The sequence below is a fragment of the Flavobacterium erciyesense genome, from assembly GCF_018069925.1.
GTDB classification, from domain to species: Bacteria; Bacteroidota; Bacteroidia; order Flavobacteriales; family Flavobacteriaceae; genus Flavobacterium; species Flavobacterium erciyesense.
This window is the reverse complement of record NZ_JAGPXB010000011.1, coordinates 71,733-97,054: the sequence shown is the minus strand read 5'-3', so window position 1 is coordinate 97,054 and position 25,322 is coordinate 71,733. Positions and strand designations below refer to the sequence as shown.

22 protein-coding genes are annotated in these 25,322 nt (G+C 36.1%); 8 read left to right on the top strand and 14 right to left on the bottom strand.

All coding sequences use genetic code 11. The features are described 5' to 3' along the window. Window positions 1-59 precede the first annotated feature (59 nt). Window positions 60-1,088 carry a rod shape-determining protein gene (locus tag KBJ98_RS11645; protein ID WP_086454445.1) on the bottom strand — a complete coding sequence of 343 codons (1,029 nt, stop codon included), beginning with the start codon at window positions 1,086-1,088 and terminating at the stop codon, window positions 60-62. 53 nt (window positions 1,089-1,141) lie between these two features. Further along, entirely contained in the window at window positions 1,142-2,668 is a 1,527-nt protein-coding gene (gene purH, locus KBJ98_RS11640) for a bifunctional phosphoribosylaminoimidazolecarboxamide formyltransferase/IMP cyclohydrolase (RefSeq protein WP_210790879.1), read from the bottom strand. 184 nt (window positions 2,669-2,852) lie between these two features. Here purH and KBJ98_RS11635 point away from each other — a divergent pair, with 184 nt between their 5' ends. Further along, window positions 2,853-4,103 (top strand): ABC transporter permease, encoded by a 1,251-nt coding sequence (locus KBJ98_RS11635; protein ID WP_210790877.1) that lies wholly within the window; start codon window positions 2,853-2,855, stop codon window positions 4,101-4,103. Window positions 4,104-4,157: 54 nt separating this feature from the next. Next, complete coding sequence (locus tag KBJ98_RS11630; RefSeq protein ID WP_210790876.1) at window positions 4,158-6,347, top strand: TonB-dependent receptor plug domain-containing protein; 2,190 nt, start codon at window positions 4,158-4,160, stop codon at window positions 6,345-6,347. 60 nt (window positions 6,348-6,407) lie between these two features. On the opposite strand, the gene accD is transcribed toward KBJ98_RS11630, so the two are convergent. From accD to tamL, 3 genes are all read right to left on the bottom strand, one after another. Next, entirely contained in the window at window positions 6,408-7,265 is an 858-nt protein-coding gene (gene accD, locus KBJ98_RS11625; RefSeq protein ID WP_210790874.1) for an acetyl-CoA carboxylase, carboxyltransferase subunit beta, read from the bottom strand. 67 nt (window positions 7,266-7,332) lie between these two features. Then, complete coding sequence (gene fbaA / locus KBJ98_RS11620; RefSeq protein WP_210790871.1) at window positions 7,333-8,400, bottom strand: class II fructose-bisphosphate aldolase; 1,068 nt, start codon at window positions 8,398-8,400, stop codon at window positions 7,333-7,335. 60 nt (window positions 8,401-8,460) lie between these two features. Beyond that, window positions 8,461-11,028: a translocation and assembly module lipoprotein TamL gene (tamL, locus tag KBJ98_RS11615; RefSeq protein ID WP_210790869.1), complete on the bottom strand. Its 2,568-nt coding sequence runs from the start codon at window positions 11,026-11,028 to the stop codon at window positions 8,461-8,463. 36 nt (window positions 11,029-11,064) lie between these two features. Between tamL and KBJ98_RS11610 the strand changes: the two genes are divergently transcribed. Further along, a complete protein-coding gene (locus KBJ98_RS11610) occupies window positions 11,065-11,790 on the top strand; it encodes a TrmH family RNA methyltransferase (protein WP_210790867.1) in 726 nt (241 codons plus the stop codon). Between the two features lie 34 nt (window positions 11,791-11,824). On the opposite strand, the gene porT is transcribed toward KBJ98_RS11610, so the two are convergent. From porT to KBJ98_RS11590, 4 genes are all read right to left on the bottom strand, one after another. After that, complete coding sequence (gene porT, locus KBJ98_RS11605; RefSeq protein WP_210790865.1) at window positions 11,825-12,541, bottom strand: type IX secretion/gliding motility protein PorT/SprT; 717 nt, start codon at window positions 12,539-12,541, stop codon at window positions 11,825-11,827. Between the two features lies 1 nt (window position 12,542). Continuing rightward, complete coding sequence (gene ubiE / locus KBJ98_RS11600) at window positions 12,543-13,274, bottom strand: bifunctional demethylmenaquinone methyltransferase/2-methoxy-6-polyprenyl-1,4-benzoquinol methylase UbiE (protein ID WP_210790863.1); 732 nt, start codon at window positions 13,272-13,274, stop codon at window positions 12,543-12,545. Window positions 13,275-13,842: 568 nt separating this feature from the next. Continuing rightward, window positions 13,843-14,328, bottom strand: a complete 486-nt coding sequence (locus KBJ98_RS11595) for a dihydrofolate reductase (protein WP_210790861.1) — start codon at window positions 14,326-14,328, stop codon at window positions 13,843-13,845. A 13-nt stretch (window positions 14,329-14,341) separates the two neighbouring features. Next, on the bottom strand, window positions 14,342-14,674 hold the full coding sequence (locus KBJ98_RS11590; RefSeq protein WP_166136023.1) for a 2TM domain-containing protein: 333 nt from the start codon (window positions 14,672-14,674) through the stop codon (window positions 14,342-14,344). A gap of 238 nt (window positions 14,675-14,912) precedes the next feature. On the opposite strand from KBJ98_RS11590, the gene KBJ98_RS11585 reads away from it, so the two are divergent. Continuing rightward, the gene (locus tag KBJ98_RS11585) at window positions 14,913-15,209 is read left to right on the top strand and encodes an isoamylase early set domain-containing protein (RefSeq protein ID WP_210790859.1); all 297 of its coding nucleotides are present in this window, start codon (window positions 14,913-14,915) and stop codon (window positions 15,207-15,209) included. A 24-nt stretch (window positions 15,210-15,233) separates the two neighbouring features. On the opposite strand, the gene KBJ98_RS11580 is transcribed toward KBJ98_RS11585, so the two are convergent. The 5 genes from KBJ98_RS11580 to KBJ98_RS11560 form a co-directional block, all read right to left on the bottom strand. Further along, complete coding sequence (locus tag KBJ98_RS11580; RefSeq protein ID WP_210790858.1) at window positions 15,234-16,058, bottom strand: thymidylate synthase; 825 nt, start codon at window positions 16,056-16,058, stop codon at window positions 15,234-15,236. Window positions 16,059-16,079: 21 nt separating this feature from the next. Then, entirely contained in the window at window positions 16,080-17,363 is a 1,284-nt protein-coding gene (locus KBJ98_RS11575) for a metal-dependent hydrolase family protein (RefSeq protein WP_210790856.1), read from the bottom strand. 114 nt (window positions 17,364-17,477) lie between these two features. After that, the gene (locus KBJ98_RS11570; RefSeq protein ID WP_166136035.1) at window positions 17,478-18,101 is read right to left on the bottom strand and encodes a bifunctional nuclease family protein; all 624 of its coding nucleotides are present in this window, start codon (window positions 18,099-18,101) and stop codon (window positions 17,478-17,480) included. Window positions 18,102-18,247: 146 nt separating this feature from the next. Further along, window positions 18,248-19,213 (bottom strand): electron transfer flavoprotein subunit alpha/FixB family protein, encoded by a 966-nt coding sequence (locus KBJ98_RS11565; RefSeq protein WP_210790855.1) that lies wholly within the window; start codon window positions 19,211-19,213, stop codon window positions 18,248-18,250. Window positions 19,214-19,286: 73 nt separating this feature from the next. Further along, window positions 19,287-20,033, bottom strand: a complete 747-nt coding sequence (locus tag KBJ98_RS11560; RefSeq protein WP_210790854.1) for an electron transfer flavoprotein subunit beta/FixA family protein — start codon at window positions 20,031-20,033, stop codon at window positions 19,287-19,289. Window positions 20,034-20,322: 289 nt separating this feature from the next. On the opposite strand from KBJ98_RS11560, the gene KBJ98_RS11555 reads away from it, so the two are divergent. The 4 genes from KBJ98_RS11555 to KBJ98_RS11540 all read left to right on the top strand — a co-directional run bounded on the left by KBJ98_RS11555 (window position 20,323) and on the right by KBJ98_RS11540 (window position 25,253). After that, window positions 20,323-21,303, top strand: coding sequence for a pyruvate dehydrogenase complex E1 component subunit beta (locus KBJ98_RS11555; RefSeq protein ID WP_166136045.1), 981 nt, complete (start codon window positions 20,323-20,325; stop codon window positions 21,301-21,303). 133 nt (window positions 21,304-21,436) lie between these two features. Then, a complete protein-coding gene (locus KBJ98_RS11550) occupies window positions 21,437-23,920 on the top strand; it encodes a DUF5686 and carboxypeptidase-like regulatory domain-containing protein (protein WP_210790852.1) in 2,484 nt (827 codons plus the stop codon). Window positions 23,921-24,013: 93 nt separating this feature from the next. After that, the gene (locus KBJ98_RS11545) at window positions 24,014-24,622 is read left to right on the top strand and encodes a DNA-3-methyladenine glycosylase family protein (RefSeq protein ID WP_210790850.1); all 609 of its coding nucleotides are present in this window, start codon (window positions 24,014-24,016) and stop codon (window positions 24,620-24,622) included. A 100-nt stretch (window positions 24,623-24,722) separates the two neighbouring features. Then, window positions 24,723-25,253 carry an inorganic diphosphatase gene (locus KBJ98_RS11540; RefSeq protein ID WP_086453321.1) on the top strand — a complete coding sequence of 177 codons (531 nt, stop codon included), beginning with the start codon at window positions 24,723-24,725 and terminating at the stop codon, window positions 25,251-25,253. Window positions 25,254-25,322 lie beyond the last annotated feature (69 nt).

Below are 25,322 nucleotides of genomic sequence, written 5' to 3'. Positions count from 1 at the left end.
TAATGTAAAAGAGGTAAACTCCAATACTGTTAGAATGGTATTGGAGTTGTAAATCTTTATTATTTAATTAATATACTTTTAAATTTTACGATGTTTTTTAGTGCCATTCCCGTTCCACGCACAACTGCACGTAAAGGGTCTTCAGCAATATAAACTGGTAAGTCTGTTTTCTGAGAAATTCTTTTGTCTAAACCTCTCAACATAGATCCACCACCTGCTAAGTAAATACCAGTATTGTAAATATCTGCTGCTAATTCAGGCGGAGTTTGAGAAAGCGTTTCCATGACAGCATCTTCAATTCGTTGAATTGATTTGTCCAGCGCTTTTGCAATTTCACGGTATGAAACCTCTACTTGTTTTGGTTTACCAGTTAACAAATCTCTACCTTGTACTGACATATCTTCTGGAGGAGTTTCAAGATCTTCGATTGCAGCTCCAATTTGGATTTTTATTTTTTCAGCAGTACTTTCTCCCACAAATAAATTGTGCTGTGTACGCATGTAGTATACAATATCGTTGGTAAAAACGTCACCTGCAATTTTAACCGATTTGTCACATACGATTCCACCCAAAGCAATAACCGCAATTTCAGTAGTACCACCACCAATATCTACAATCATGTTTCCTTTTGGTTGCATGATATCAATACCAATACCAATTGCTGCAGCCATCGGCTCGTGAATTAAGTAAACTTCTTTACCATTTACACGCTCACACGACTCTTTTACAGCACGCATTTCAACTTCGGTAATTCCAGATGGAATACAAACTACCATGCGTAATGCAGGAGTGAACATTCGTTTTTTTAATGCAGGTATGCTTTTAATAAACATACTAATCATTTTTTCAGATGCATCAAAATCTGCAATTACACCATCTTTCAAAGGTCTTATTGTCTTTATGTTTTCATGTGTCTTTCCTTGCATCATGTTGGCTTCTTTACCAACAGCAATGATTTTGCCAGAAATCCTATCGCGTGCAACTATCGAAGGGCTGTCTATTACGACTTTATCATTGTGTATGATTAAAGTATTAGCGGTACCAAGGTCTATCGCAATATCCTCGGTCATGAAATCAAAAAATCCCATAAGTTTTTTAAGGGTTAAAAGTTAAAAATTTGTGACGGACAAAGTTAAACAAATTAATGTTTAAAATGACGCGTTCCTGTAAATACCATTGCAAGATTATTTTCGTTACAGTAATTGATGCTTAGTTCATCTTTGATCGATCCTCCCGGCTGAATTACTGCTGTAATTCCTGCTTTTTTGGCAAGTTCTACACAATCAGGAAATGGGAAAAAAGCATCACTAGCCATTGAAGCTCCTTGTAAATCAAATCCGAAATTTTTCGCTTTTTCTACAGCTTGCATTAACGCGTCAACTCTTGAAGTTTGTCCCGTACCTGAAGCAATAAGCGTACCGTTTTTAGCAAAAACAATGGTGTTCGATTTTGTGTTTTTACAAATTTTAGATGCAAAAATTAAATCTTCTACCTCTTGCTCCGTAGGCGCTGTTAGTGTAACGGTTTTTAGGTCCTCTTTAGTATCAGTGCTGTTGTTTCTGTCCTGAATTAAAAGTCCATTTAGGCAAGTACGAACTTGTTTCTCCGGTAATGCAACTTCATTTTGAACAAGAATGATTCTGTTTTTCTTTTCTTGTAAAATGGTAAGCGCCTCTGCATCAAAAGCAGGGGCAATCACTACTTCGCAGAACAAAGCGTTGATTTCTTGCGCTGTAGCTACATCAATGGTTGTGTTAGCAATTAACACTCCTCCAAAAGCTGAAGTTGGGTCGCAAGCCAAAGCTGCTAAGTAAGCTTCGCTAATTGTTGGTCTTGTAGCTAGACCGCAAGCGTTGTTGTGTTTAAGAATAGCAAATGTAGGACCGTCGTTTTTAAATTCTTGAATTAAATTAACCGCGGCATCTACATCTAATAAGTTATTATATGAAAGTTCTTTTCCGTGAACTTTGTTGAACATAGCGTTAAAGTCTCCAAAGAAAAATCCTTTTTGGTGTGGGTTTTCTCCATATCGAAGTACTTGACCATTCGCAATACTTTCTTTGTAAATGGTTTCGTCAGTGTTGAAATAGTTAAAAATAGCTCCGTCATAGTGTGAGGACACATGAAAAGCTTTTGTAGCAAACAATTTTCTGTCCTCTAAAGTAGTTGCTCCGTTTTGTTTAATGATGGTTTCTAGAAATAATCCGTACTGTTCCATCGATGAAACGATTACAGTATCTTTAAAATTCTTTGCAGCTGCACGAATTAAAGAAATACCACCAATATCAATTTTTTCAATAATATCAGCTTCGCTTGCGCCCGATGCGACGGTTTTTTCAAATGGGTATAAGTCAACAATTACCAAATCAATTTGAGGAATATCAAACTCCTTCATTTGCTGTACATCGCTTTCGTTATCTTGACGGTTTAAGATTCCGCCGAAAACTTTTGGGTGCAAAGTTTTTACTCTTCCGCCCAAAATAGAAGGGTATGAAGTAACATCTTCAACGGGTACAACAGGAATTCCTAAATTTTTTATGAAATCTTCTGTACCACCAGTAGAATAAATTGTAACATTTTGACTGTTTAGTTGTCTTACTATCGGTTCGAGTCCTTCTTTTGAGAAGACAGAGATTAATGCCGATTGGATTGTTTTAGTTGTGTTCATTATGTAGTTAGTGTTTTTAAGGTGCAAAAATAGTTTTTAAAGTCGAAATTAAAGCATTCGAAATTGAGATATTTGCAAATTAAACGCTTCTATTTGAAGACGCTTTTAAATCTTTCGCGTGTCAATACTGAAAAGTCTTTTTTGGGCTTTTTGATTAAATCATTTTAAATACAAAACAAGATATATGTTAGTTTACCTTCGATTATTAAAAGAAAGTTTTGGTTTTGCTATGAATGCCTTAAGCAATAATAAATTGAGAACCTTACTCTCGTTGTTAGGCGTGACCATTGGTATTTTTTCTATCATTGCGGTACTTGCCGCTGTTGATTCTTTAGATCGTAAAATCACTAAAGATCTTAGTAGTTTGGATAAAAATACGATTTACTTAATCAAGTTTTCATTTGGTCCATCTGACATTCCGCAATGGAAACGCGAGCAATTTCCAAACATCAAATACGATGAGTATACTTATTTAAAAAATTCATTAAATAATGCTGAAGCTATTGCTTTTCAAATTTTTACACGTCGTGAATCGTTAAAATATGATGCGAAAACAGTGAGTGATGTAAATATTGTTCCGTCGTCGCAAGAGTTTATCGATATTCAAGGTTTAGAGTTTGATAAAGGCCGTTTTTATAATGATTCCGAAGCCAATTCAGGCGCATCTGTTATTGTGATTGGAAATGAAATCGCTAATTCGTTGTTTGAGGGTGTTGATCCTATCGGGAAAAATATCCGCTTGTACGGTAAACGTTTTACGGTTATTGGAGTTTTAAAGAAGGAAGGTGCTGGGCTTTTTGGAGACAGTAACGACACAACTGCATACATTCCGGTTAATTTTATACGCCAATTGTATGGTGATAACAATGATTCGCTAACCAATGCTATTTTAATTAAGCCAGAAAGTGGCGTAGATATGGATGCTTTTAAAGGCGAGTTAACGCAAAAATTACGTAATTATAGAGGCTTGAAAGCTGGAGAAATTGATAACTTTTTTATCAATGTATTTAGTGGTTTTACCGATTTAATTGATGGTATCATTGGCCAAATGAACGTCGTGGGTTGGATAATTAGTGGCTTTTCATTACTTGTTGGTGGTTTTGGAATTGCGAATATCATGTTTGTTTCTGTAAAGGAAAGAACCAATTTAATTGGTATTCAAAAATCGCTTGGCGCAAAAAACAGGTTTATTTTGTTTCAGTTTTTATTTGAAGCAATTATACTTTCTGTCTTTGGTGGATTAATTGGTTTGTTTTTAGTTTGGATTATTTCTTTTATAGTTACCCAAGCGTTCGATTTTGAATTTGTTCTTGGAATGGGCAATGTGATTTTAGGAACTTCTTTGGCGGCAATAATCGGACTCATATCTGGAATTTTACCTGCTATTTCGGCGTCTAAACTTGATCCAGTTGAAGCCATTCGTACCGGGATGTAAAAACATATTGAAGTTGATGACTTCCAAATTAATCACCTCATAAGTTGTTTTTTAATGAAAAATTTTTTCTCCGTTGTAGTGTTATTGTGCTCTACTTTAGGCTTAGCACAAATTAAAAAAGACACGACAAAATTGGATGATGTGGTTCTTATTCAAAAGATACCGAAGCAAATCTTAAAGTCGCCCTATCAGGTTGATTTTATCACTGCTGCTGATATTGATTTTCAAAATTTTCAAACTACGGCAGAGATGCTTTCTAATTCAGGGGCGCTATTTGTACAAAAATCACAGCAAGGCGGCGGTAGTCCTTCTATCCGCGGTTTTGAGGCAAGTAGAGTATTACTTGTTGTTGATGGTGTCCGAATGAATAATTTAATTTTTCGGGCAGGGCATTTGCAAAACGTAATTACCGTTGACGAAAGTTTTTTAGACAATACGGCTATTGTTTACGGGCCAACTTCTACCTTATTTGGTAGTGATGCTTTAGGCGGAACTGTAGCCATGAATACTAAAAATGCTAAGTTCAAATCAGAAGTTGCTAATGCTTTTTCTGGAAATATAGCCTTACGATACAGCAGTGCCAACCAAGAAAAATCAGTTGCTTTGCAGATTAATTATGCAGCCAATAATTGGGCTTCCTTAACTGCTTTATCTTTTAACGACTTCGGAGATTTAAAAATGGGAAAACGAAAAAATCATAATGGTGATTTTTTTGGCGAAAGACCTTTTTTTGTTTCAACTACCAACGGAGTTGATGTGATTCAGCCTAATGATAACAAGTTTGTACAAAGGAATTCGGGCTATAAGCAATACAATTTGATGCAAAAAATAGCCTATAAAACCGAAAATGGTTTTATGCATGATGCCAATTTTCAATGGTCTAACAGCTCTGATATTCCTCGCTATGATCGATTAACGGAACCAAGTGGGAAAGCAGGTTTACGCCATGCAGAATGGTACTACGGACCACAAGAGCGTTTGTTGGCTGTCTATTCGTTAAGCAAAAAGAAGTTCTTTTGGAATAGTGATATGCATACTAGTTTTTCTTATCAAAATGCTAAAGAGAGCAGGCACAACCGACGTTTTGGAGATTACGTTCTGCAAAATCGTTTGGAGAATGTTAATGTATACGGTTTATCGGTTGATTTAACTAAAAAATGGAAAGCAGCAACTTTGTTGTATGGACTGGAGTCCTATTATGAAACGCTAAATTCTACCGCTTTTAGTTCCGATATAAATACTAAAGAGCGAAAAAATATAAGCACCCGTTACCCGAACGGAGCTAATGCAATGTGGCGCTATGATGCTTATGCTTCATACAATCAAGAGTGGAATTTGAAAACTTTTTTGAATGCAGGTATGCGTTTGGGGTATAGTGGTTTGAGTAGTTCTATTGCCGATGATTCTTTCTTTCCATTGCCCTTTTCAAAAATTAAACAGCAAAATTTCACTTACAGTGCTAATGTCGGAGTGGTGCGAAATGTGTCGAGCAATGTCTCACTTAAATCGAATTTATCAACTGGATATCGGGTTCCTAATATTGATGATTTAGCAAAGATTTTTGAGACAGTTCGTGGCATTTTGATTGTTCCTAATGAAGATTTAAAACCTGAAAAAACAGTTACTGCTGATTTGGGTTTTGTATTTCAATCCACTTCGAAAAAATGGAAACTGGAACAAACCTATTTTTATACCAAAATGTTTGATGCCATTGTAACGAGTCCGTTTTTATATAATGGCCAATCTTCGTTGATTTATGATGGTGCGTTGAGCCAAGTATTTGCGAACCAAAACCGCGGGAAAGCATTCGTTACTGGAATTTCAACTTCGCTTCAAGCGGAACTTATTACTGCTGTACAAATGAATGCATCGTTCAATTACAACTTGGGCCGCATCGTATCTGAACAAAAGTTACTGCCGCTAGATCATATTTCGCCTTATTTTGGAAAAGTAGGAATCGCTTACACCTACAAAAAAGGTATGATTGAAGGTTACATGTTGTACAATGGTAAAAAGGCTTTAAGAGACTATTCGAGCAGCGGCGAAGACAATTTGCAATACGCACCTGCTAATGGTATGCCTGCGTGGGAATCGTACTCACTCAAATCAAGCTATAGATTGTTTGAAGGGGCGATTGTTTATACCGGTGTCGAAAATATTTTAGACACGCAATACCGCACCTTTTCGTCAGGAATTAATGCTCCCGGTCGCAATTTTTACGGAGGCTTGCAATATATTTTCTAACATAAAGCAATAAAAAAGCCTGTTCGTGATGAACAGGCTTTTTGGTTTTTAGACCTTTAATTAATGTCTAATTTCATTATTTTGGATCAAATCGATGTATAAGTTGATTTTATCTTTCAATTCTTTTCTTGGAGTAATAAAATCTAAGAAACCGTGCTCTAATAAAAATTCTGCTGTTTGAAAACCTTCTGGTAAATCTTTACCTGTAGTGTCTCTTACTACACGAGGTCCAGCAAATCCGATTAATGCGCCTGGCTCAGAAATATTAATGTCTCCTAACATGGCGTAAGAAGCGGTAGTTCCACCTGTAGTAGGGTCAGTACATAATGAAATGTATGGCAATTTAGCCTCAGCAAGCTGTGCTAATTTTACAGATGTTTTTGCTAATTGCATCAAAGAGTAAGCTGCTTCCATCATACGTGCACCACCTGATTTTGAAATCATTACAAATGGCATCTTGTTTTTGATAGCGTGGTCAATTCCTCTTGCAATTTTTTCACCTACAACAGCTCCCATAGATCCACCAATAAAGGCAAAATCCATACAGCAAATTACCAAATCTTTTCCTTTAGACTTTCCTACACCAGTGCGTACAGCATCTTTCAGTTTGGTTTTGTCCATTACATCTTTCAAACGATCTGCATATTTTTTTGTATCCACAAAATGCAAAGGGTCTTTGGATGTCATGTTTTTGTCTAACTCCACAAATTCATTGTTGTCAAACAAAATTTGAAAATATTCAGCGCTTCCTATTCTAACATGAAAACCATCTTCTGGACTTACAAATAAGTTGCGAGCCAATTCATCAGCATCAATAATTTTTCCTGTCGGAGATTTGTACCAAAGCCCTTTTGGAATATCCATTTTGTCTTCGGTAGCAGTAGTAATCCCTTTTTCTTTTCTTTTAAACCAAGCCATATTTATTGTTTTTGTTATTTCAGGTCTAAAGTTTTAATATCATAAACCTGAAACTTTAAACTTTTAATTATAATGTATTCACGTTGTTTAAGTCAGCAAAAGCTTGCTCTAACCTTGCGTTAAAAGTGATTTCACTTTCACGTACCCATTTTCTTGGGTCATAATATTTTTTGTTTGGTACATCAGCGCCTTCAGGGTTACCAATTTGAGATTTTAAATACTCTAAATTGTTTACCATATAGTCACGAATTCCTTCGGTATAAGCAAATTGTAAGTCGGTATCAATGTTCATTTTTACAACACCGTAGCTAATACCTTCTCTAATTTCTTCCAGAGTAGATCCTGATCCTCCGTGGAAAACGAAATCAACTGGATTGTGTCCAGTGTTGAATTTATTTTGCACAAAATCTTGTGAGTTTTTCAAGATTTTAGGAGTTAATTTTACGTTTCCTGGTTTGTAAACTCCGTGTACGTTTCCAAATGCTGCTGCGATTGTAAACTTCGGACTCACTTTTGATAACTCTTCGTAAGCGTAAGCTACCTCCTCTGGTTGTGTGTATAATTTTGAACTATCAACATCAGAGTTGTCAACACCGTCTTCTTCACCACCTGTTATTCCTAATTCGATTTCAAGTGTCATACCCATTTTGCTCATACGTTCCAAGTACGTTTTGCAAATTTCGATGTTTTCTTCAATTGGCTCTTCAGATAAGTCAATCATATGCGAAGAGAACAATGGTTTTCCTGTTTTAGCAAAATGTGCTTCAGAGGCATCTAACAAACCGTCAATCCAAGGCAATAATTTTTTCGCGCAGTGGTCGGTATGCAAAATTACAGTTGCTCCGTAAGCCTCTGCAAGCGTGTGTATGTGTAATGCTCCGGCAACTCCACCAGCAATAGCTGCTTTTTCGCCTGCATTTGACAATCCTTTTCCAGCATTAAATTGCGCTCCTCCGTTTGAGAATTGTATGATAACTGGTGCGTTTAGTTTTGCTGCTGTTTCCAGAACACCATTAATTGTGCTAGAACCAGTAACGTTTACAGCTGGAAGCGCAAATCCTTTTTCCTTAGCATAGTTAAAAATTTCTTGGACTTGATCTCCTGTAGCTACGCCCGGTTTTATGTTGTGTGCCATGGTACTTTTTTTAGTTATTTTTTTAGTTTTTAGTTTTGCAAAAATAAGAATTAATTAGCATTAGAACGGATAATTTATTCCAAAATTTAAAACTGAGTTGGCAAAGTTGTATTCATTGAACCATCTTTTGCTGCTTTCATTCGCTGGATTATAGGTTTTGAATCCCAAATCAAACCGTACGACAAAAAAACTCAAATCGTATCGCAAGCCAAAGCCTGTGCCTAATGCAATGTCTTTTAAATCGCTAAAGCTTGTAAAAGTGGACTTTTTATCGGTGACATTATCTAGCACGTTCCATATATTTCCTGCATCTGCAAATAAAGCACCTTTTAGACTGCCTAATACTTTAAAACGGTATTCTCCGCTTATTGCAATTTTCATGTTGGCTTCGTTAAAATCATCTCTAGCGCCACTGCTACCAGGTCCCAAAGCGTAAGGTTGCCAAGCTCGGTTATCATTTGATCCACCCGAAAAGTAACTTCGTGAAAACGGAATATAATCTGAGTTCCCAAACGGGATTGCAATTCCAAAAAATGATCGGAATGCAAAAATTTTCTCCTTTGATAAATCCCAATGTTTGATGTAATCGAATTCGGTTTTAACGTACTCTGAATATTCTAAATTAAAAATCTCATAGTTGCCAGTAGCATTTTTTCGTTGCCCTGATGCTGATGCAAATGCTGATAAAAGTGTTCCCGCCGACTCTAGTTTGGTTTTAAAAAGATAGAAATTGTTATCTGTTAAATCCTTTTTGTTTGTCTTTGAAAAAGTAAAATTAGTAGCTAAAATAAAATCATTCTCCGTTAGTCGCAAACGGCGTTCTTCAATACTTCGCACAGCCTCAAGATCAGCTTGCTCAAGTGGGCGCAAAAAAGTAGCATTACCTGTTAATACATCATTTGTGAAGCCTTTTGTCCCTCGTTCTACTAATAAATTTTGATCTATGGGATTGTTGTAATAGGTCGTGTTGGTGTTGTACTTTTTACTAATTGCATTTAAAGCATTGTAGGATGAGCCGTAAACATTAAAATAGTTTTGAGGATTTAAGTTTCGCACATATTGCGTATTGATCAAGTCAAATCGTGCGGTGTAGTTTCGTTTGGGAGTCCAATTATAAGTTAGTCCTGTTGTAAAATTTTCTTTATCCAAACCAATATTTTGTTGTTTGGCAAAACCTAGTGTGATTAATGTAGAAGGAATCATACTTTTAGGAATGATTCTTTCAGTTTTAAATGGCATAAAAATACGTGGAATGTTGAGTTTTAAATCGACACCATATTCAGACACGTTGAAGAAATTGTTTCTGGGATTGGCCAAATCTCGCGACGATCCTATGTTTCCTCGTGCTGCAATTTCAAAAGTTTCTGCTCCATTAAAGATGTTTCTAATCGTTTCAGAGATACTCAAGCCAATACCAAAATCTTGTATGTTAGAATGGGTGAGGTCCAAGGTAGTGCCAAAACTGTACTTTTTTCGTGGAGTGAGATATACTTTTGCTATTAATGATTGTGCCGTGCTGTCGCGAGGGTCAAGTTCGTATTGAATAGATGGATAGTTGAAAATTTTTAAATTATTCAAATATCTTGTAGTTAGGACTGTTTTATTATCGGCGTAAAGACCACCTTTGTTGATAAAGATGGCATTGGTAATGGCTTTGGGTTTATACTTTAACTTGTCTTCACTGAATAAATTGAAATTATTAAAAGTTGTACTGTCTTTAAATATTTGTTTGTTGCTATTCCCTTTGTAATCAGTGTATATGTTTACATCGCTTATGGTATACAATTTAAAAGGTTCCGTTTTGGTGGAGTCTCCGTCCTGATACGAATAATTATTAATCAACAAGTTGATGTTTGCTTTATTGACTTTTTTGATCGTGTCTACTGCAAAAGTGACATAATTTGGCTGAAAATAATAAGCACCATTGTTGCGGAAATTAGTGGTTATTCGATTTTTTTCATTTTCAAAATCTTCTGTTGCATATTGGTTTCCAGATTTGATAAAACTATTGTTTACTGTTAGATTGTAAAGTGAATCAAGTTTAGGAGTCGAAATGGTTTTGCTCAAAGTATCAAGATAATATCCTTTTCCAGTATTAATTTGGTAGGCAACTCGTGCTTTTTTTGAGGGTAAAGTATCTATTGAATAACTCGCGTTCACATTAAAAAAACCTTTGTTAAAGTAATAGTATTTTAATCGAATAAGCGATTTATCGGCTCGTTCTTTGTCTAAAATTACTGGTGGTTCCCCAGTTTTTTTTAAAAAATCATGAATGCCGTGATACCAAAAAGATTTTCCCAATCGGTTGACTTGTTTTTCTGATAACCATTTTGATTTACGCTCCAATTTACCTGGATTAGCAGTAAACTTGGCTTGGTAGGTAGAGTCAGGGTTTAAATTCGCTAAATTGTATAGGTTGAGTCTTAAACGGTAACCTAAAAAAGTGCTGTTTGGTTTTTGGTACAGTTGATTGGATACGTTTTCATCACGAATAAGTGCATTATTCACCATGATTTCGTTTTTAGTCAACAGTAAATTTCCGTCTGGAACTCTTTTTACGGCGTTACATGCGCAAATTAGTATTGCAATTAGAATAAATGCAGTTATTTTTGTAGAAATTTTTTTCAAGAGTTTCCAATATTTAATTCAAAAGTACATTTTTTTATGGTTAGTAAAAACCAATTAAAGCTTATAACGAGTTTGCAGCAAAAAAAATATAGAGTAGCGCACCAATTATTTTTTGCCGAAGGCGTAAAAGGCATTCAAGAACTTCTGGATTCAAACTTTGAATTGGAGCATTTGTACACTACACAAGATGATTTTGAAAAAATTCCTGCTGATAAAAGAACTCAAATAAGTGGTGCCGATTTAAAAAAAATGACCGCTTTAGCAACGCCTAACTCTTGTCTGGCTTTATTTAAAATACCAAAACCAAAACCGATTTTAGAGCATGGTCTAATTGTAGCGCTAGATGCAATCAGAGATCCAGGTAATTTGGGTACAATTATACGCTTGTGTGATTGGTTTGGAATCAAGCAATTAATTTGTTCTACTGAAACGGTGGATAGCTACAATCCAAAGGTAGTACAGGCTACAATGGGTTCATTAGGCAGGGTGAATTGTTGTTACTTAGATTTGAATGAATTTATTAAAGGAACTGATTTACCGGTTTTTGGTACTTTTATGGATGGTGATTCTATCTATAAAACCTCTTTACCTCAAAGTGGTATTATCGTTATGGGCAACGAAGCTAATGGAATTTCTTCGACTATAGAAAATAGCGTGACGCAACGTTTGGCAATTCCTAGGTTTGGTGACCTTCAAAAAACAGAAAGCCTAAATGTTGCAACTGCAACTGCAATTATTTTAAGCGAATTCAGAAGAAGTTAAGAATTCGACCAGAAAAATTTTTGTTTCAATTAATTTAGTGGAAACTAAAGTTGATTAAAACAGCTCTAGATTTTAAAGAATCTATGTTTCCTGTCCAAGGACTATTTGGGTCGTTGTCACGGATGAGTTCATCGCCAATGCCAAATACGCCACGTATGGAGGGAGAGAAAATAAAATACTCCGAAAAAATATCGATACCAAAGCCTAACTCATAATTAGTGGTCCAAGATTTTACCCTAAAACGCTGCTGGAAGTTATCATCAGCTAGTTTAGCATTACTTGACAAATTTAAAGTAGCAGATAATCCTCCTAAAGCATAAGGTCTCACATTACCTGTACGTAGCGACGAGAATTTCAGTAAAAGAGGAAAATGAATATAGGTGCTATTCACTTCACGCAACGCATCGCTTGGTGAGTCAAAAGCACTATTTGGTGGATAATATAAGTCTCTTTTGGTATAATACAACCCCGGCTCAAAGCGCAAGTTGATGTACTCCTGTAATCGAAGATCACCAATAATACCAACATTAAAACCAGTTGATTTTTTTACGAGAATATCTTGCGTCAGGCTCTTGTAATCAATTTTAAAATCGAAATTATTAAACCCCAAATAAAACCCGTAGTAGATTTTTTTTTGTTGAAAATTTTCAAGGTTGACTATAGGATCCTTCCCAAAAATACCTTGAGATTTCTGACTATAGCTCAGTGAACTGATACCAATAAAAAACAGAATAGCAAATACTTTTTTCATATTACTTTTTAGAAGCAGAATAAATGGTAGCTACACCAAAAGTTTGTGGCATGGCTTTAACATCTATAAACCCTGTTTTTCGTAAAATATTGTTTAAAGCTTCGCCATAAGGAAATGCCGCTGCCGATTCAGAGAGATAACCGTATGCCGCATTGTCTTTAGAAAACAGTTTGCCGACTAAAGGCAAGATGTTTTTACTGTAAAATTGATAACCTTGTTTGTAAGGTGTTTTGTCTGGTACTGAAGTTTCTAATATTACAAAAACACCGTTTGGTTTTAAAACACGTAAAATTTCAGCCAAACCTTTTTCTAAATTTTCAAAATTACGAACGCCAAACGCTACAGTTATGGCATCAAAGTAATTGTCTTCAAAAGGCATTTTCTCAGAGTCACCCAATACCATCTCTATAGTACTAGATAGTTTTTTTTCAGCGATTTTTTTTACGCCTACCTCAAGCATACCAGCTGATATATCAAGACCAATGATTTTTTTTGCGCTTGTTTGTGCCATCAATATTGCAAGATCGCCTGTACCAGTAGCAATGTCTAAAATGATTTCAGGATTGGATTGTGCTACCAATTGTAACACTTTTTTGCGCCATTTGATATCGATTCCAAATGAAATAACGCGGTTTAAATTATCGTAATTTCCAGAAATGGTATCGAACATTTGAGCTACTTGCTCTTTCTTGCCTAAAGCAGAGTCTTTATAAGGAGTGATCTTTTGTGACATGTTTTTAATTTGTACAAAGATATGATAAACCAGCAGATTTACAGTGTGCTTTGCTTATTTGAAATGGATTTTATTTATGAAATGTTAGTTCTTTGAACTAAAAACGAGCAATAAAAATTTTTTGAAATATCACTAAAAGTGGGTATTGTATCTCTTGTATATTATGTACAAATTTGTATTTCAAGAAAGAATCTATATTACATGATTACAAAAGAGTGGGTGGGCCAAATCAAATGGATAATTATTGCGTTTCTTATTTCGTTTGTTCTTGTTAGTGGTTTTGAGCATGCGACTTTAAAAAATAGTTTGCATGTACAAACGCAACATACGTTCTTAGGATTAAATTTGTTTTTGGAAATTTTAATTTTTTTCGTCTTTAGTGCCTTCGTGGTATTTGGTATTAAGGGCTTCTTTGAGATGTATTCTCGAAGATCTTCAAACATGATACTGACCATTTCTGGTGGTTTGTTAGTGCTTGTAATTTTTATTTTATGTTATCAAATACTCTTTCAAGAGTAGCTCCCCTCTCTTTCTCATAAAAAAACATCCTCATTGGGATGTTTTTTTTTTACTCTTTTCTTTCGTAGCTCTCAAAACTATAATCGTATTGGTGCTTTTCGTCTTTGCTGTGATGTTCACTGCTCGTAAGTTTCCATTGTTTTGGGTCTATCTCTGGGAAATAAGCATCAGCTTCAAAGGTGTGATGTACTTTAGTCAGGTCCAGTTTATCGGCTATTGGCAATGCCAAATTATAAATTTCGCCACCACCAATGATAAACACATCTTCATTAGCAGGACATACGGATAGCGCTTCTGCAAGACTTGAAACTACAATGCAACCGGCTGCTTTATAATCTTTTTGGCGAGTAATAATTACATGTGTTCTGTTAGGAAGTGGTTTTGGGAAACTTTCAAAAGTCTTTCTTCCCATAATAATGTGATGTCCCGTGGTTACGGCTTTAAAACGTTTAAAATCATTAGGTAAATGCCATAATAAATCATTGTTCTTGCCTAGTGCATTGTTTTCGGCAACAGCCGCTATCATTATAATCATGTCAGGTGTGGGCTTATTTTAATTCGTCGTTAGCTACTTTTGTCTCGAGTTCCTTTATTTTTTTTTGCTGTAAGGCAACTAGACGTTCAATTTGGTCTCGTTCCCAGTTTTTATTCATGAAACGATCGGTTATGAAGACTTTAATAAAATGCAAAATGAATAAAAATAGCCATAATGTTATGACATAGAGGTACGAATTTTGAATTAGAGGATTTTCAGATAAGAGGCTGGTTATAAACAGCAGTAAACTTCCTAAAACAAAAACTACAAAATGAAAATAGAGACGTTTTTTTTGTTTTATTCGGCGTCTTGCATATTCGTATTGTTCGTGTATTTCTTTTTCCATTGCGCTACTTTTAGATTATAAAGGTAAAATTTATTTTGCAAAGTCACTATTCTTGATTCAGGATTCTTGGTAATGAAAACGATTTCTGATTTTGATTTAAAAATTTAAAGCATTTAAAATTACATAATTGATTAAAAAGCGGGTGTGTTTTGTTTAAGTTGCTAAATCGATGGTCTTGCTGTGATTTGCTCAATTTGTTTTGCTTACTTTGCGATAATAAATTATAAATGAAATAGTTATGACCATTAAAAAACAATTTGTAAAAACAAAACCCGTTTGTAAAGTTACTTTTTCGATTGAGGCTAAGCAAGCTGATCAAGTTGCAGTTGTGGGGGATTTTAATAATTGGGACCCTGAACAAGGTACAATGAATAAGTTAAAAAACGGAACTTTCAAAACGGTTCTTGATTTGAAAAAAGATGCTGCATACGAGTTTAAATATATAATCGACGGAGAATATATTAATGAACCGGAAGCCGATTCTTTTAAATGGAATGCTTTTGCAGGAAATGAAAATGGTGTTTTAGTAGTTTAATCTAAAACACCATTTTTTATTTGGTTAAACTGCTACACTACCTTTTATGGTTGGGTGCGGGTCATAACCCTCTAAAGTAAAGTCATCGTAGCTGAAATCAAAAATATTTTTGATGGCAGGATTTAAAATCATTTTTGGTAGCGGTCTTTGCTCGCGAGATAACTGTAATTCGAGTTGTTCGAAATGATTGTTGTAAATGTGTGCATCGCCAAAAGTGTGGATGAATTCACCTGGTTCTAAATCACAAACTTGAGCAATCATCATTGTCAGCAGGGCATAAGATGCAATGTTAAACGGTACTCCTAAGAAAATATCGGCACTGCGTTGGTATAGTTGACATGATAATTTGCCATCGGCAACATAAAACTGAAAAAAGGCGTGGCAAGGTGGTAACGCGGCTTTGTTATTGGCTACATTTTCTTCGAAGGATGTTTTCGTATCTGGTAAAACCGAAGGGTTCCAAGCTGAGACTAACATTCTACGGCTATTTGGATTTGTTTTTAACTCCTGAATTAGATCAGCAATTTGATCAATTTCTTCACTATTCCAATTGCGCCATTGGTGTCCGTACACAGGACCAAGATTTCCGTTGCTATCTGCCCAAGCGTCCCAAATTTTAACACCATGATCTTGTAGGTATTTAATATTGGTGTCGCCTTTTAAGAACCACAACAATTCATGAATAATTGATTTTAGGTGCAGTTTTTTGGTAGTCACCATTGGGAATCCTTCGTTCAAATCAAATCGCATTTGGTATCCAAAAACACTTTTGGTTCCTGTTCCTGTTCGATCTCCTTTTTGACAACCGTTTTCTAATACGTGTCGCACTAGGTCTGTATATTGTTTCATTGGTGAGTGCTGTGGATGTAATTATTTTTTATAAATTTTGCCGTCTTTCATAACAAAGACTACTTTTTCTAGGATTTTGATATTCGTTAGCGGACTTTCATCAACTGCAATGATATCGGCTAGAAATGATTCTTTAATTTGACCAAGTTCGGTATCCATGCCCAACAATAATGCGTTGGTAATTGTAGCAGATTGGATCGAAGCTAGCGCTGGCATTCCGGCATCGACCATGTATCCAAATTCTTTTGCATTGTTGCCATGTGCAAAAACACCTGCATCGGTTCCGAAGGCAATTTTTACACCTTTTTTATACGCTTTTGCAAAAGTAGTTTTTAGTTGAGGTCCTACTTCTTTAGCTTTTGGAACCACTACTTCAGGATAATAACCGCTAATTTCAGCATTTTTTTCTACTTCTCTTCCAGCGCTGAGAGTTGGAACAAGGTAACTGTCGTATTTTTTCATGAGCTCCATAGTCTCTTCACTCATAAACGTGCCGTGTTCAATGGTTTTAATTCCGCCCAAAATAGCGCGTTGCATTCCTTCGTCACCGTGAGCATGAGCTGCGGTTAGCATCCCGTAATCTTTAGCGGTTGCCGTTATAGCTTTTACTTCTTCTAAAGTGAATTGTGGGTTTTTGCCATTTTTAGCCACGCTCAATACACCGCCTGTTGCAGTAATTTTAATCACATCGGCACCTTCTTTGTAACGTTCACGTACAGCTTTTACCGCTTCCTCTGGTGAGTTGATTACACCTTCGTGTGGCCCTGGATCACCTACTAGTTTGCGGTTACTACCATTTGTAGGATCAGAATGGCCTCCAGTGGTTGCTATGGCTTTTCCTGCTGTAAAAATACGAGGACCTTTTACCACTCCTTTGTTAATTGCGTTTCGAACCGAAATGTTTACACCCGTTCCGCCTAAATCGCGAACAGTAGTAAAACCTGCTAATAGAGTTACTTCGGCACAACTAACGGCTTGAAAAGCGACGTCGGCTTCGTTTTCTAGATATTTTGATAGGTAGCTTTTGGTGTTGTTTTCTCCCTCAATATGAACGTGCAGGTCAATTAATCCCGGTAAGATGTATTTGTTTTTTAAGTTAACCTCAATGTCAGTGGCTTTTGCTTTTGTTTGAAAACCATCTTGAATTTTGACTATCTTATTTTTAGATACGATAATAGTTTGGTTGCTCGATTCTTTGCCAGTTTGGGTGTTCAGGATTTTACCACAATGCAGGTAGTAATCTTGTGCAAATGCTGATGCACTCAAAAGCAGCGTAGCAATATAAAAGTGTAATTTGATTTTCATGGTTTAATGATTTGGTTCATGCTTAAAACCAAAGATATAAAAAAATGAAGAGACAAACTACCGTCATAGCGGTGTAAGCATCTTCATTTGAGGTTTTTCAAAACGTTTGTAAATTTAACGTTTGGATATTTCGTCTCTTATTTTGGCAGCTTTTTCATAATTTTCATCAGAAACAGCTTGCTCTAAAAGTTCATTCAGTTCTTGAATACTGTGTTTTGAGTACGTTTCGCCTGCAGTATTACTTTCTTCAGTATGTCCAAATGTTTCAGGGTTCGATAATACTTCGTCTAAATCTTGTGGGTCTTTAGTCCCGTCATTTGGATTCGTTTTTAAGTGGATACCCGCTTTGTCTAAAATATTTTTATAGGTAAAAATAGGCGCTTTGAATCGGAGAGCCAATGCGATGGCATCCGAAGTACGCGCATCAATAATTTCTTCAATTTTATCTCTTTCGCAAATGATACTCGAGTAAAAAACACCGTCAACCAATTTATGAATGATGACTTGTTTTACCACTATATCAAATCGCTCCGCAAAATTTTTAAACAAATCGTGTGTCAAAGGGCGCGGTGGTTTGATCTCTTTTTCTAAAGCAATGGCGATAGATTGGGCTTCGAAAGCACCGATAACAATAGGCAATTTTCGTTCTCCATCAACCTCATTTAAGATCAATGCGTACGCTCCGTTTTGGGTTTGGCTGTATGAAATTCCTTTAATCGATAATTTAACTAAACTCATATTTGTGGGTCTGGAAAAGTACGAGTACTTCTTTTTAATAAATTTCCGAGTTCATTTCTGTAAAAACAAAAATGCTACTCAAAAGCAAAGATACAAATATCTTGTTTTAAGTAGCATTAAAATGAATGTATGATTGTGGAATCTTTTTAATTCTGCGCTTTGAAAGCTTTGAATTTTTCAATCAATTGAGGTACAATTTCGAAAGCATCACCAACGATTCCGTAGTCTGCCACTTTAAAGAAAGGAGCTTCTGGATCACTATTGATTACTACTTTTACTTTTGAAGAGTTGATTCCTGCAATGTGCTGAATAGCTCCTGAAATCCCGATAGCAATGTATAAATTAGTTGCAACTGGTTTTCCGGTTTGTCCTACGTGTTCACCGTGAGGTCTCCATCCTAAGTCAGAAACTGGTTTAGAACAAGCAGTTGCTGCTCCTAGAGTTGTAGCTAATTCTTCTACCATGCCCCAGTTTTCTGGACCTTTTAATCCTCTACCAGCCGAAACTACGATATCAGCATCGGCAATTGAAACTTTTCCAGATGCTTTTTCTACTGATTCTACTTTTACACCAAAGTCGTTATCGCCTATTGTAGGATTGAAGTCTTCTTGAGTTAAAGCAACAGCTGATTCGTAGATTCCGTATGAGTTTTTAGCTAAGCCAATCACTTTAACATCTGTACTGATTTCTGTTATGTTGAAAGCTTTGTTTGAAAAAGCAGTTCTCTTTACTTGAAATGGAGCTGTAGAAATTGGTAAACCAACCACGTTTGAAGCATAACCTGCCTCCAATGCTACTGCTACTAAAGATGATAAATAAATACTATCTGTTGTAGATGATAAAACTACCAATTTTGCATTTTCTTGTGCAGCAGCTTGTTTGATCACATCAGCATAAGCTTTGGCAGTAAATCCTGCAAGTTTATCATTGGTTACTTTTAATACTTTGTCTACTCCGTATTGAGCTAATTCTGAAACGTCACCAGCATTGATGGTAACAGCAGTAACAGTTGTACCAAGAGTCTCAGCTACTTTTTTTGCGTATGAAGCAAGCTCAAAAGCTACTTTTTTAAATTTTCCTTCTGCGTATTCCGCGTATATTAATATTGACATATTATTTTTGTTTAAAGTTTAAAGTTTGAAGTTTAAAGTTTAGCAACTGTAAACTGTGACTGTAAACTAATTACTAGATTACTTTTGCTTCGTTGTGTAATAAATTGATTAACTCATCTAAATTATCTGCAGCTACTAATTTTACTGCTGATTTCGGAGCTGGTTTTTCAAATTTAACAGCTGTAGTGTTTACGTTAGCGTCAACTGGCTCAAGGATAGTTAAAGCTTTAGTACGAGCTGTCATAATTCCTCGCATGTTTGGAATACGAAGGTCTTTTTCTTCAACCAAACCTTTTTGTCCACCAATAATTAATGGTAGGCTAGTGGCTACTGTTTCTTTACCTCCGTCAATTTCGCGAACTGCTTTTACGCCTGTTCCTTCAACTGTAAGGCTAACGCAAGAGTTCAAGAAGTTGAATCCTAAAATTCCAGCGATCATTCCCGGCACCATTCCACCGTTGTAATCCAATGATTCTTTTCCGGCAATTACAAGGTCGTAACCTCCGTTTTTAATTACTTCGGCTAATTGTTTTGCTACAAAAAATCCGTCAGTAGGAGTAGCGTTTACACGAATTGCTTCGTTTGCTCCTATTGCAAGTGCTTTACGTAAAGTAGGCTCAGTATCTGGACCACCTACGTTTACCACAGTTACATTAGCTCCTTGTTGTTCTTGAAACCAAATAGCACGTGTTAAACCAAATTCGTCATTTGGGTTAATTACATATTGAACACCGTTTGTGTCAAACTCTGAATCGCCATTGACAAAGTTAATTTTTGATGTAGTATCAGGCACGTGACTGATGCAAACTAATATTTTCATAAGTATGTATTTAAGTATTCTTAATTTCTTTTACAAATTTAAAATATAAATTCGAATAATATACTATGCGTGCATAATATTTTTTCAAATTTACATCGATTTCGTAGCCCGGATAGTAGCGGCATCCTTCCTGTGCTGCCTTTAGGCACAGGAAGATACAGCGGATAGCCGGAAAAAGCTCCTAGAAATCACCCCGTAAATCTTGAATTAATTTAGTTTATTTTATGCTTTTAAGTGGGATAAAATATTTATTTTTGCTTTCGAAAATTAGACACATACAACATATAATATGAGAACGATACAATTTAGAGAGGCAATTTGCGAAGCAATGAGCGAAGAAATGCGTCACGACGAGTCGATTTACTTAATGGGCGAGGAAGTTGCTGAATATAATGGTGCTTACAAGGCGTCTAAAGGAATGCTTGCTGAGTTTGGTGAAAAAAGAGTAATTGATACTCCTATTGCTGAGTTAGGATTTTCGGGAATTGCAGTTGGATCAGCAATGAACGGCTGTAGACCAATTGTAGAATACATGACGTTTAACTTTTGTTTGGTAGGTATTGATCAAATTATCAATAACGCGGCAAAAATGCGTCAAATGAGTGGTGGGCAATTTAATGTGCCAATCGTTTTTCGTGGACCAACAGCTTCGGCAGGTCAACTAGGAGCGACACACTCTCAAGCTTTAGAAAACTGGTTTGCAAATACACCTGGATTAAAAGTAGTAGTTCCATCTACTGTTTATGACGCAAAAGGTTTGTTGAAAGCGGCTATTCGTGATAATGACCCAGTTATTTTTATGGAGTCAGAGCAAATGTATGGTGATAAAGGTGAAGTGCCAGACGGTGAATATGTAATTCCGTTGGGAGTTGCCGATATCAAACGTGAAGGTACTGATGTAACGATCGTTTCTTTTGGAAAAATTATCAAAGAAGCTCATATTGCTGCTGACGAATTAGCAAAAGAAGGAATTTCTTGTGAAATTATTGATTTAAGAACGGTACGTCCGATGGATTACGAGACGATTTTAACTTCGGTTAAAAAAACAAATCGTTTGGTGGTTCTTGAAGAGGCTTGGCCTTTTGCAAGTGTTGCTTCTGAAATTACATACATTGTTCAAGAGCGTGCATTTGATTTCTTAGATGCTCCAATTCAGCGTATCACAACGGCAGATACTCCTGCGCCTTATTCTCCAGTTTTGTTGAAAGAATGGTTGCCTAATGCTGCAGATGTTGTGAAAGCAGTTAAAAAAGTTATGTACAAAAAATAAGCTATTACTAACGGGATTTGCCTAGAAACTTTAACATGGCTTTGGGTAATGTCTTCGCTTCTAAAGGCTTAAATTAACTATATTTGAAACTTCATCAATTGTTTAAGTTGGTGAAGTTTTTTTTTGATTGAGTATGAAAAAGATTTTATTGTTGGTATTGGTTTTTATGGCTTTTTCAGCCGTGTCTTGGTCGCAAACCAAAGTGAGTGGTGTAGTAGTTGATAAGCAAAATCAACCTATTCCGTTTGCTAATGTAGTTTTCAAAGGCTCAAGTGAAGGTATCGTAACGAACGAAGATGGGAAGTTTTACTTAGAGTCGGCACAGAATTATTCTTTAATTGTAATATCGTCGGTAGGATTTTCTGAGAAAGAAATAACATTAGAAAAAGCAGTTACCTATAATTTTGTTATTCAACTTAAAGAAGCCGAAAGTTTGAATGAAGTGGTCGTTTTTACTGGTAAAACCTCAAAAAAGAACAATCCAGCGCTCGATATTTTACGCAAAATTTGGGAACGTAAACGCAAAAATGGTTTGTATCAATTTGATCAGTACCAAATGGAGAAGTACGAAAAAGTAGAATTTGACATGAATTCTATTGATAGTGCTTTTATGAAAAGTAAAATTTTCAAAGGCATGGAGTTTATCTTCAACCAAGTAGATACTTCGCGCGTTACAGGAAAAACCTATTTGCCTATTTTTATCAACGAATCATTGGCTGATGTGTACGGAGACAATACAATCAAAAAAGTCAAAGAAAAAATGAAGGCTAATAAAACTTCTGGTTTTAATGGCAATCAGCAAATTTTGTCTTTCGTTAAAGATTTGTATTCTGATTATAATATTTACAACAACTACCTCACTTTTTTTGATAAGAGTTTTACAAGTCCACTTTCACGCACGGGTATTGATGTGTACAACTATGTACTTAAAGACAGTGCGTACATTGACAAAAAATGGTGTTTTAATATTGTATTTTACCCGCGACGTAAAAATGAACTTACTTTTAAAGGTGATTTTTGGGTAAACGATTCTACTTACGCCATTAAAAAAATCAATATGGCAGTGACCAAAAGCGCCAACATCAACTGGGTAAAAGATATTTATTTAGAGCAAGAGTTTGAAGTAGTGAGCGACTCGGTTTTTCTACTCACTAAGGATTATTTGATGTCGGACTTTGCGCTAAACAAAAAAGAAAATTCCAAAGGGGTTTATGGCAAACGAACCACCTATTTCAGGAACCATCAATTCAATAAACAACTGCCCCAAACTTTTTATAAAGAGGAGGTCAATTATCGGGATGACGAAGTTTATAACAAATCCGATGAATATTGGGATGAAAACCGCTTCGAGAATTTAAGTAAAGACGAGTTGGGTGTTTATAAAATGCTCGACACTTTGCAAACCGTCAAGAAATTTAAACGACTATATAGCTTAGTCTCCATATTAGGTAGCGGCTATGTCGAGTTCAAGAACTTTGATTTTGGTCCCGTATTTTCCAGTTTCGGGTACAACGAAGTCGAAGGTGTGCGATTGCGTGCTGGTGGTAGAACATATTTTGGTCCCAACGATCCATGGCGCTTGCAGGCGTATACTGCCTATGGTTTTGATGATAACAAAGTAAAGTACGGTTTATCAGGAAAATGGATGGTCGACAAAAAAAATCGTTTAATTATATCGGGTGGTAATCGTCGCGATATTGAACAAATAGGTGCTAGTTTAACTACAACCAATGATGTTTTGGGTAGAAGTTTTGCTTCATCGGCCGTTTTTTCTTCGGGAAGTAATGGTAAGTTGACCAATATTAACTTGACGAACCTAGCTGTAGAGATGGAGCCGGTCAAGAATTTAGTTTTTCAAGCAGGTGTTTCGTACCGCACATTAGAGTCGGCTTCGCCAACTTTTAGTTTGGATTATTTTACAGATGCTGCCAACCAAATTACCAAAAGTGATGTCAAGCAATCCGAAGCCAATCTTCAAATTGAGTTTTCACCAAAACGAAAAACTATTGGTTTTGGTGTAGAACGCGATGTAGTTGATAGTCCGTACAGTCGTTTCTTTGTCAATTACAGCCATGGTTTCAAAGGTTTATTGGATAGCGATTTTCAATACGATAAATTGCAATTGTACTTCAAGCAGCCTATTGTTATTGGGCCTTTGGGACGCAGTAATTTAATCATGGAAGTAGGGAAAACTTTTGGCAAAGTGCCACTCGGCTTGCTCAGTGTAATTCCAGGAAACCAAACCTATTTCACCATCGAAAATACTTTTAGCAACCTTAATTTTTACGAGTTTGTTTCAGATGAGTACATGACTTTGCAATGGAATCACAACTTTAACGGACGTATTTTTGCTAGAATTCCGTTCATGCGAAAACTCAATTGGAGAGAAATCATCGCCGTTCGCGGAGTTTACGGTTCGGTTTCTGATCAAAACAGAGCTATCAATGCTTCGGGCTTGGTTTACAACGCTCCAGAACGAGGCTATTGGGAATATAGTGCTGGAATCGGAAATATCTTCAAGGTATTCCGCATCGATTTTGCATGGCGAGGCAATTATCTCAACACGCCAGATACCAACCGATTTACCATTAAAGGCGCTTTTGGTTTTAACTTTTAGGAGCTAATCCGGCTGTACATTATATCTTTTTTGTGGGCAAAAAAAGCCCACAAAAAAGGATGCCATTTCCATCCGGGCTAAAACGCGAGTACAATGAAAACAGCATTTGAATTTTTAACGCAAAAAGATCCTATTTTTCAATCCATAATTGATAAATACGGTTTGCCTGAACGGCCATCAAGACCTCAAGGTTTTGAGACTTTGGTACTATTGTTATTAGAGCAACAAGTTTCAATTGCATCTGCCAAAGCTACTTTTTTGCGCCTGCGCGAACACGTAGGGCAATTTCATCCTAGTATTTTAATTGCCATTTCTGAGGAGCAATACCGCGCTTTGGGCGTAAGTCGACAAAAAGCTAGTTACATCAAGGCATTGGCAACAGCCATTGAAAGCCAAGAGTTACAACTCGAAACCTTACCTCACAAAAGTGCGGAGCAAGTACGCCACGAATTGCTTAAAATAAAAGGAATTGGTAATTGGACCATTGATATTTACCTGATGTTTTGCCTGCAAGAACCAGATTTATTGCCCTTAGGAGATGTTGCTGTAGTACGAACCATTCAAGAATTATGGCAATTGGAGCGCAAGGAAGAAATGGTAGAACTGGCTATGCAATGGAGTCCGTATCGCTCTTTTGCTACCTATTTGCTTTGGCATTACTACCTAAACAAGCGCAACCGAACAATTACCTATCAGTATTAAATTTTTTATGCGTTTAATTTACAGTTAGCTAGGTTTTTTTATTGCAAAAACGCAGCGTTTGATTACTTTTGCACCATAATTTATAGATAAGAAAAATAAAATGACTGCAGACAAAGTAACGACTTTCGATGTTTTAATCGAAATACCAAGAGGAAGTAGAAATAAATACGAATATGATTTCGAAATAAAAAGAATGCGTTTTGATAGAATGTTGTTCTCTTCAATGATGTATCCTGCTGATTACGGATTTATTCCTGAAACTTTAGCATTAGATGGTGACCCATTAGATGTATTGGTTTTGGTAAACGAACCAACTTTTCCTGGTTGCGTAATGGAAGTAAAGCCAATTGGAGTTTTTCATATGGCGGATGACAAGGGACCAGACGAAAAAGTAATTTGTGTACCGGTTTCTGATCCAATCTGGAATTCATTAGAAAACCTTTCTGATATCAATCCTCACTTATTAAAAGAAATCGAGCACTTCTTTCAAGTGTACAAAGATCTTGAAAACAAAAAAGTAGATGTTGAAGGTTGGGGAGATGTAAATGAAGCCTACGCTATCATCAAAGAATGTACAGAACGCTTTAATGCTATCGAAAACAAACCAGAAGGTTTATTTAGCATTAAGTAATAAATTAGCATAATAATTGTAAAAAAAGCAATATTCCGTCTGGAGTATTGCTTTTTTGCTTAAATTCGT

Coding starts and splice junctions, on each gene's coding strand:
- KBJ98_RS11645 (WP_086454445.1), bottom strand. CDS start 1,088: ATGGGATTTTTTGATTTCATGACCGAGGATATTGCGATAGACCTTGGT.
- purH (WP_210790879.1), bottom strand. CDS start 2,668: ATGAACACAACTAAAACAATCCAATCGGCATTAATCTCTGTCTTCTCA.
- KBJ98_RS11635 (WP_210790877.1), top strand. CDS start 2,853: ATGTTAGTTTACCTTCGATTATTAAAAGAAAGTTTTGGTTTTGCTATG.
- KBJ98_RS11630 (WP_210790876.1), top strand. CDS start 4,158: ATGAAAAATTTTTTCTCCGTTGTAGTGTTATTGTGCTCTACTTTAGGC.
- accD (WP_210790874.1), bottom strand. CDS start 7,265: ATGGCTTGGTTTAAAAGAAAAGAAAAAGGGATTACTACTGCTACCGAA.
- fbaA (WP_210790871.1), bottom strand. CDS start 8,400: ATGGCACACAACATAAAACCGGGCGTAGCTACAGGAGATCAAGTCCAA.
- KBJ98_RS11610 (WP_210790867.1), top strand. CDS start 11,065: ATGGTTAGTAAAAACCAATTAAAGCTTATAACGAGTTTGCAGCAAAAA.
- porT (WP_210790865.1), bottom strand. CDS start 12,541: ATGAAAAAAGTATTTGCTATTCTGTTTTTTATTGGTATCAGTTCACTG.
- ubiE (WP_210790863.1), bottom strand. CDS start 13,274: ATGTCACAAAAGATCACTCCTTATAAAGACTCTGCTTTAGGCAAGAAA.
- KBJ98_RS11595 (WP_210790861.1), bottom strand. CDS start 14,328: ATGATTATAATGATAGCGGCTGTTGCCGAAAACAATGCACTAGGCAAG.
- KBJ98_RS11590 (WP_166136023.1), bottom strand. CDS start 14,674: ATGGAAAAAGAAATACACGAACAATACGAATATGCAAGACGCCGAATA.
- KBJ98_RS11585 (WP_210790859.1), top strand. CDS start 14,913: ATGACCATTAAAAAACAATTTGTAAAAACAAAACCCGTTTGTAAAGTT.
- KBJ98_RS11580 (WP_210790858.1), bottom strand. CDS start 16,058: ATGAAACAATATACAGACCTAGTGCGACACGTATTAGAAAACGGTTGT.
- KBJ98_RS11575 (WP_210790856.1), bottom strand. CDS start 17,363: ATGAAAATCAAATTACACTTTTATATTGCTACGCTGCTTTTGAGTGCA.
- KBJ98_RS11570 (WP_166136035.1), bottom strand. CDS start 18,101: ATGAGTTTAGTTAAATTATCGATTAAAGGAATTTCATACAGCCAAACC.
- KBJ98_RS11565 (WP_210790855.1), bottom strand. CDS start 19,213: ATGTCAATATTAATATACGCGGAATACGCAGAAGGAAAATTTAAAAAA.
- KBJ98_RS11560 (WP_210790854.1), bottom strand. CDS start 20,033: ATGAAAATATTAGTTTGCATCAGTCACGTGCCTGATACTACATCAAAA.
- KBJ98_RS11555 (WP_166136045.1), top strand. CDS start 20,323: ATGAGAACGATACAATTTAGAGAGGCAATTTGCGAAGCAATGAGCGAA.
- KBJ98_RS11550 (WP_210790852.1), top strand. CDS start 21,437: ATGAAAAAGATTTTATTGTTGGTATTGGTTTTTATGGCTTTTTCAGCC.
- KBJ98_RS11545 (WP_210790850.1), top strand. CDS start 24,014: ATGAAAACAGCATTTGAATTTTTAACGCAAAAAGATCCTATTTTTCAA.
- KBJ98_RS11540 (WP_086453321.1), top strand. CDS start 24,723: ATGACTGCAGACAAAGTAACGACTTTCGATGTTTTAATCGAAATACCA.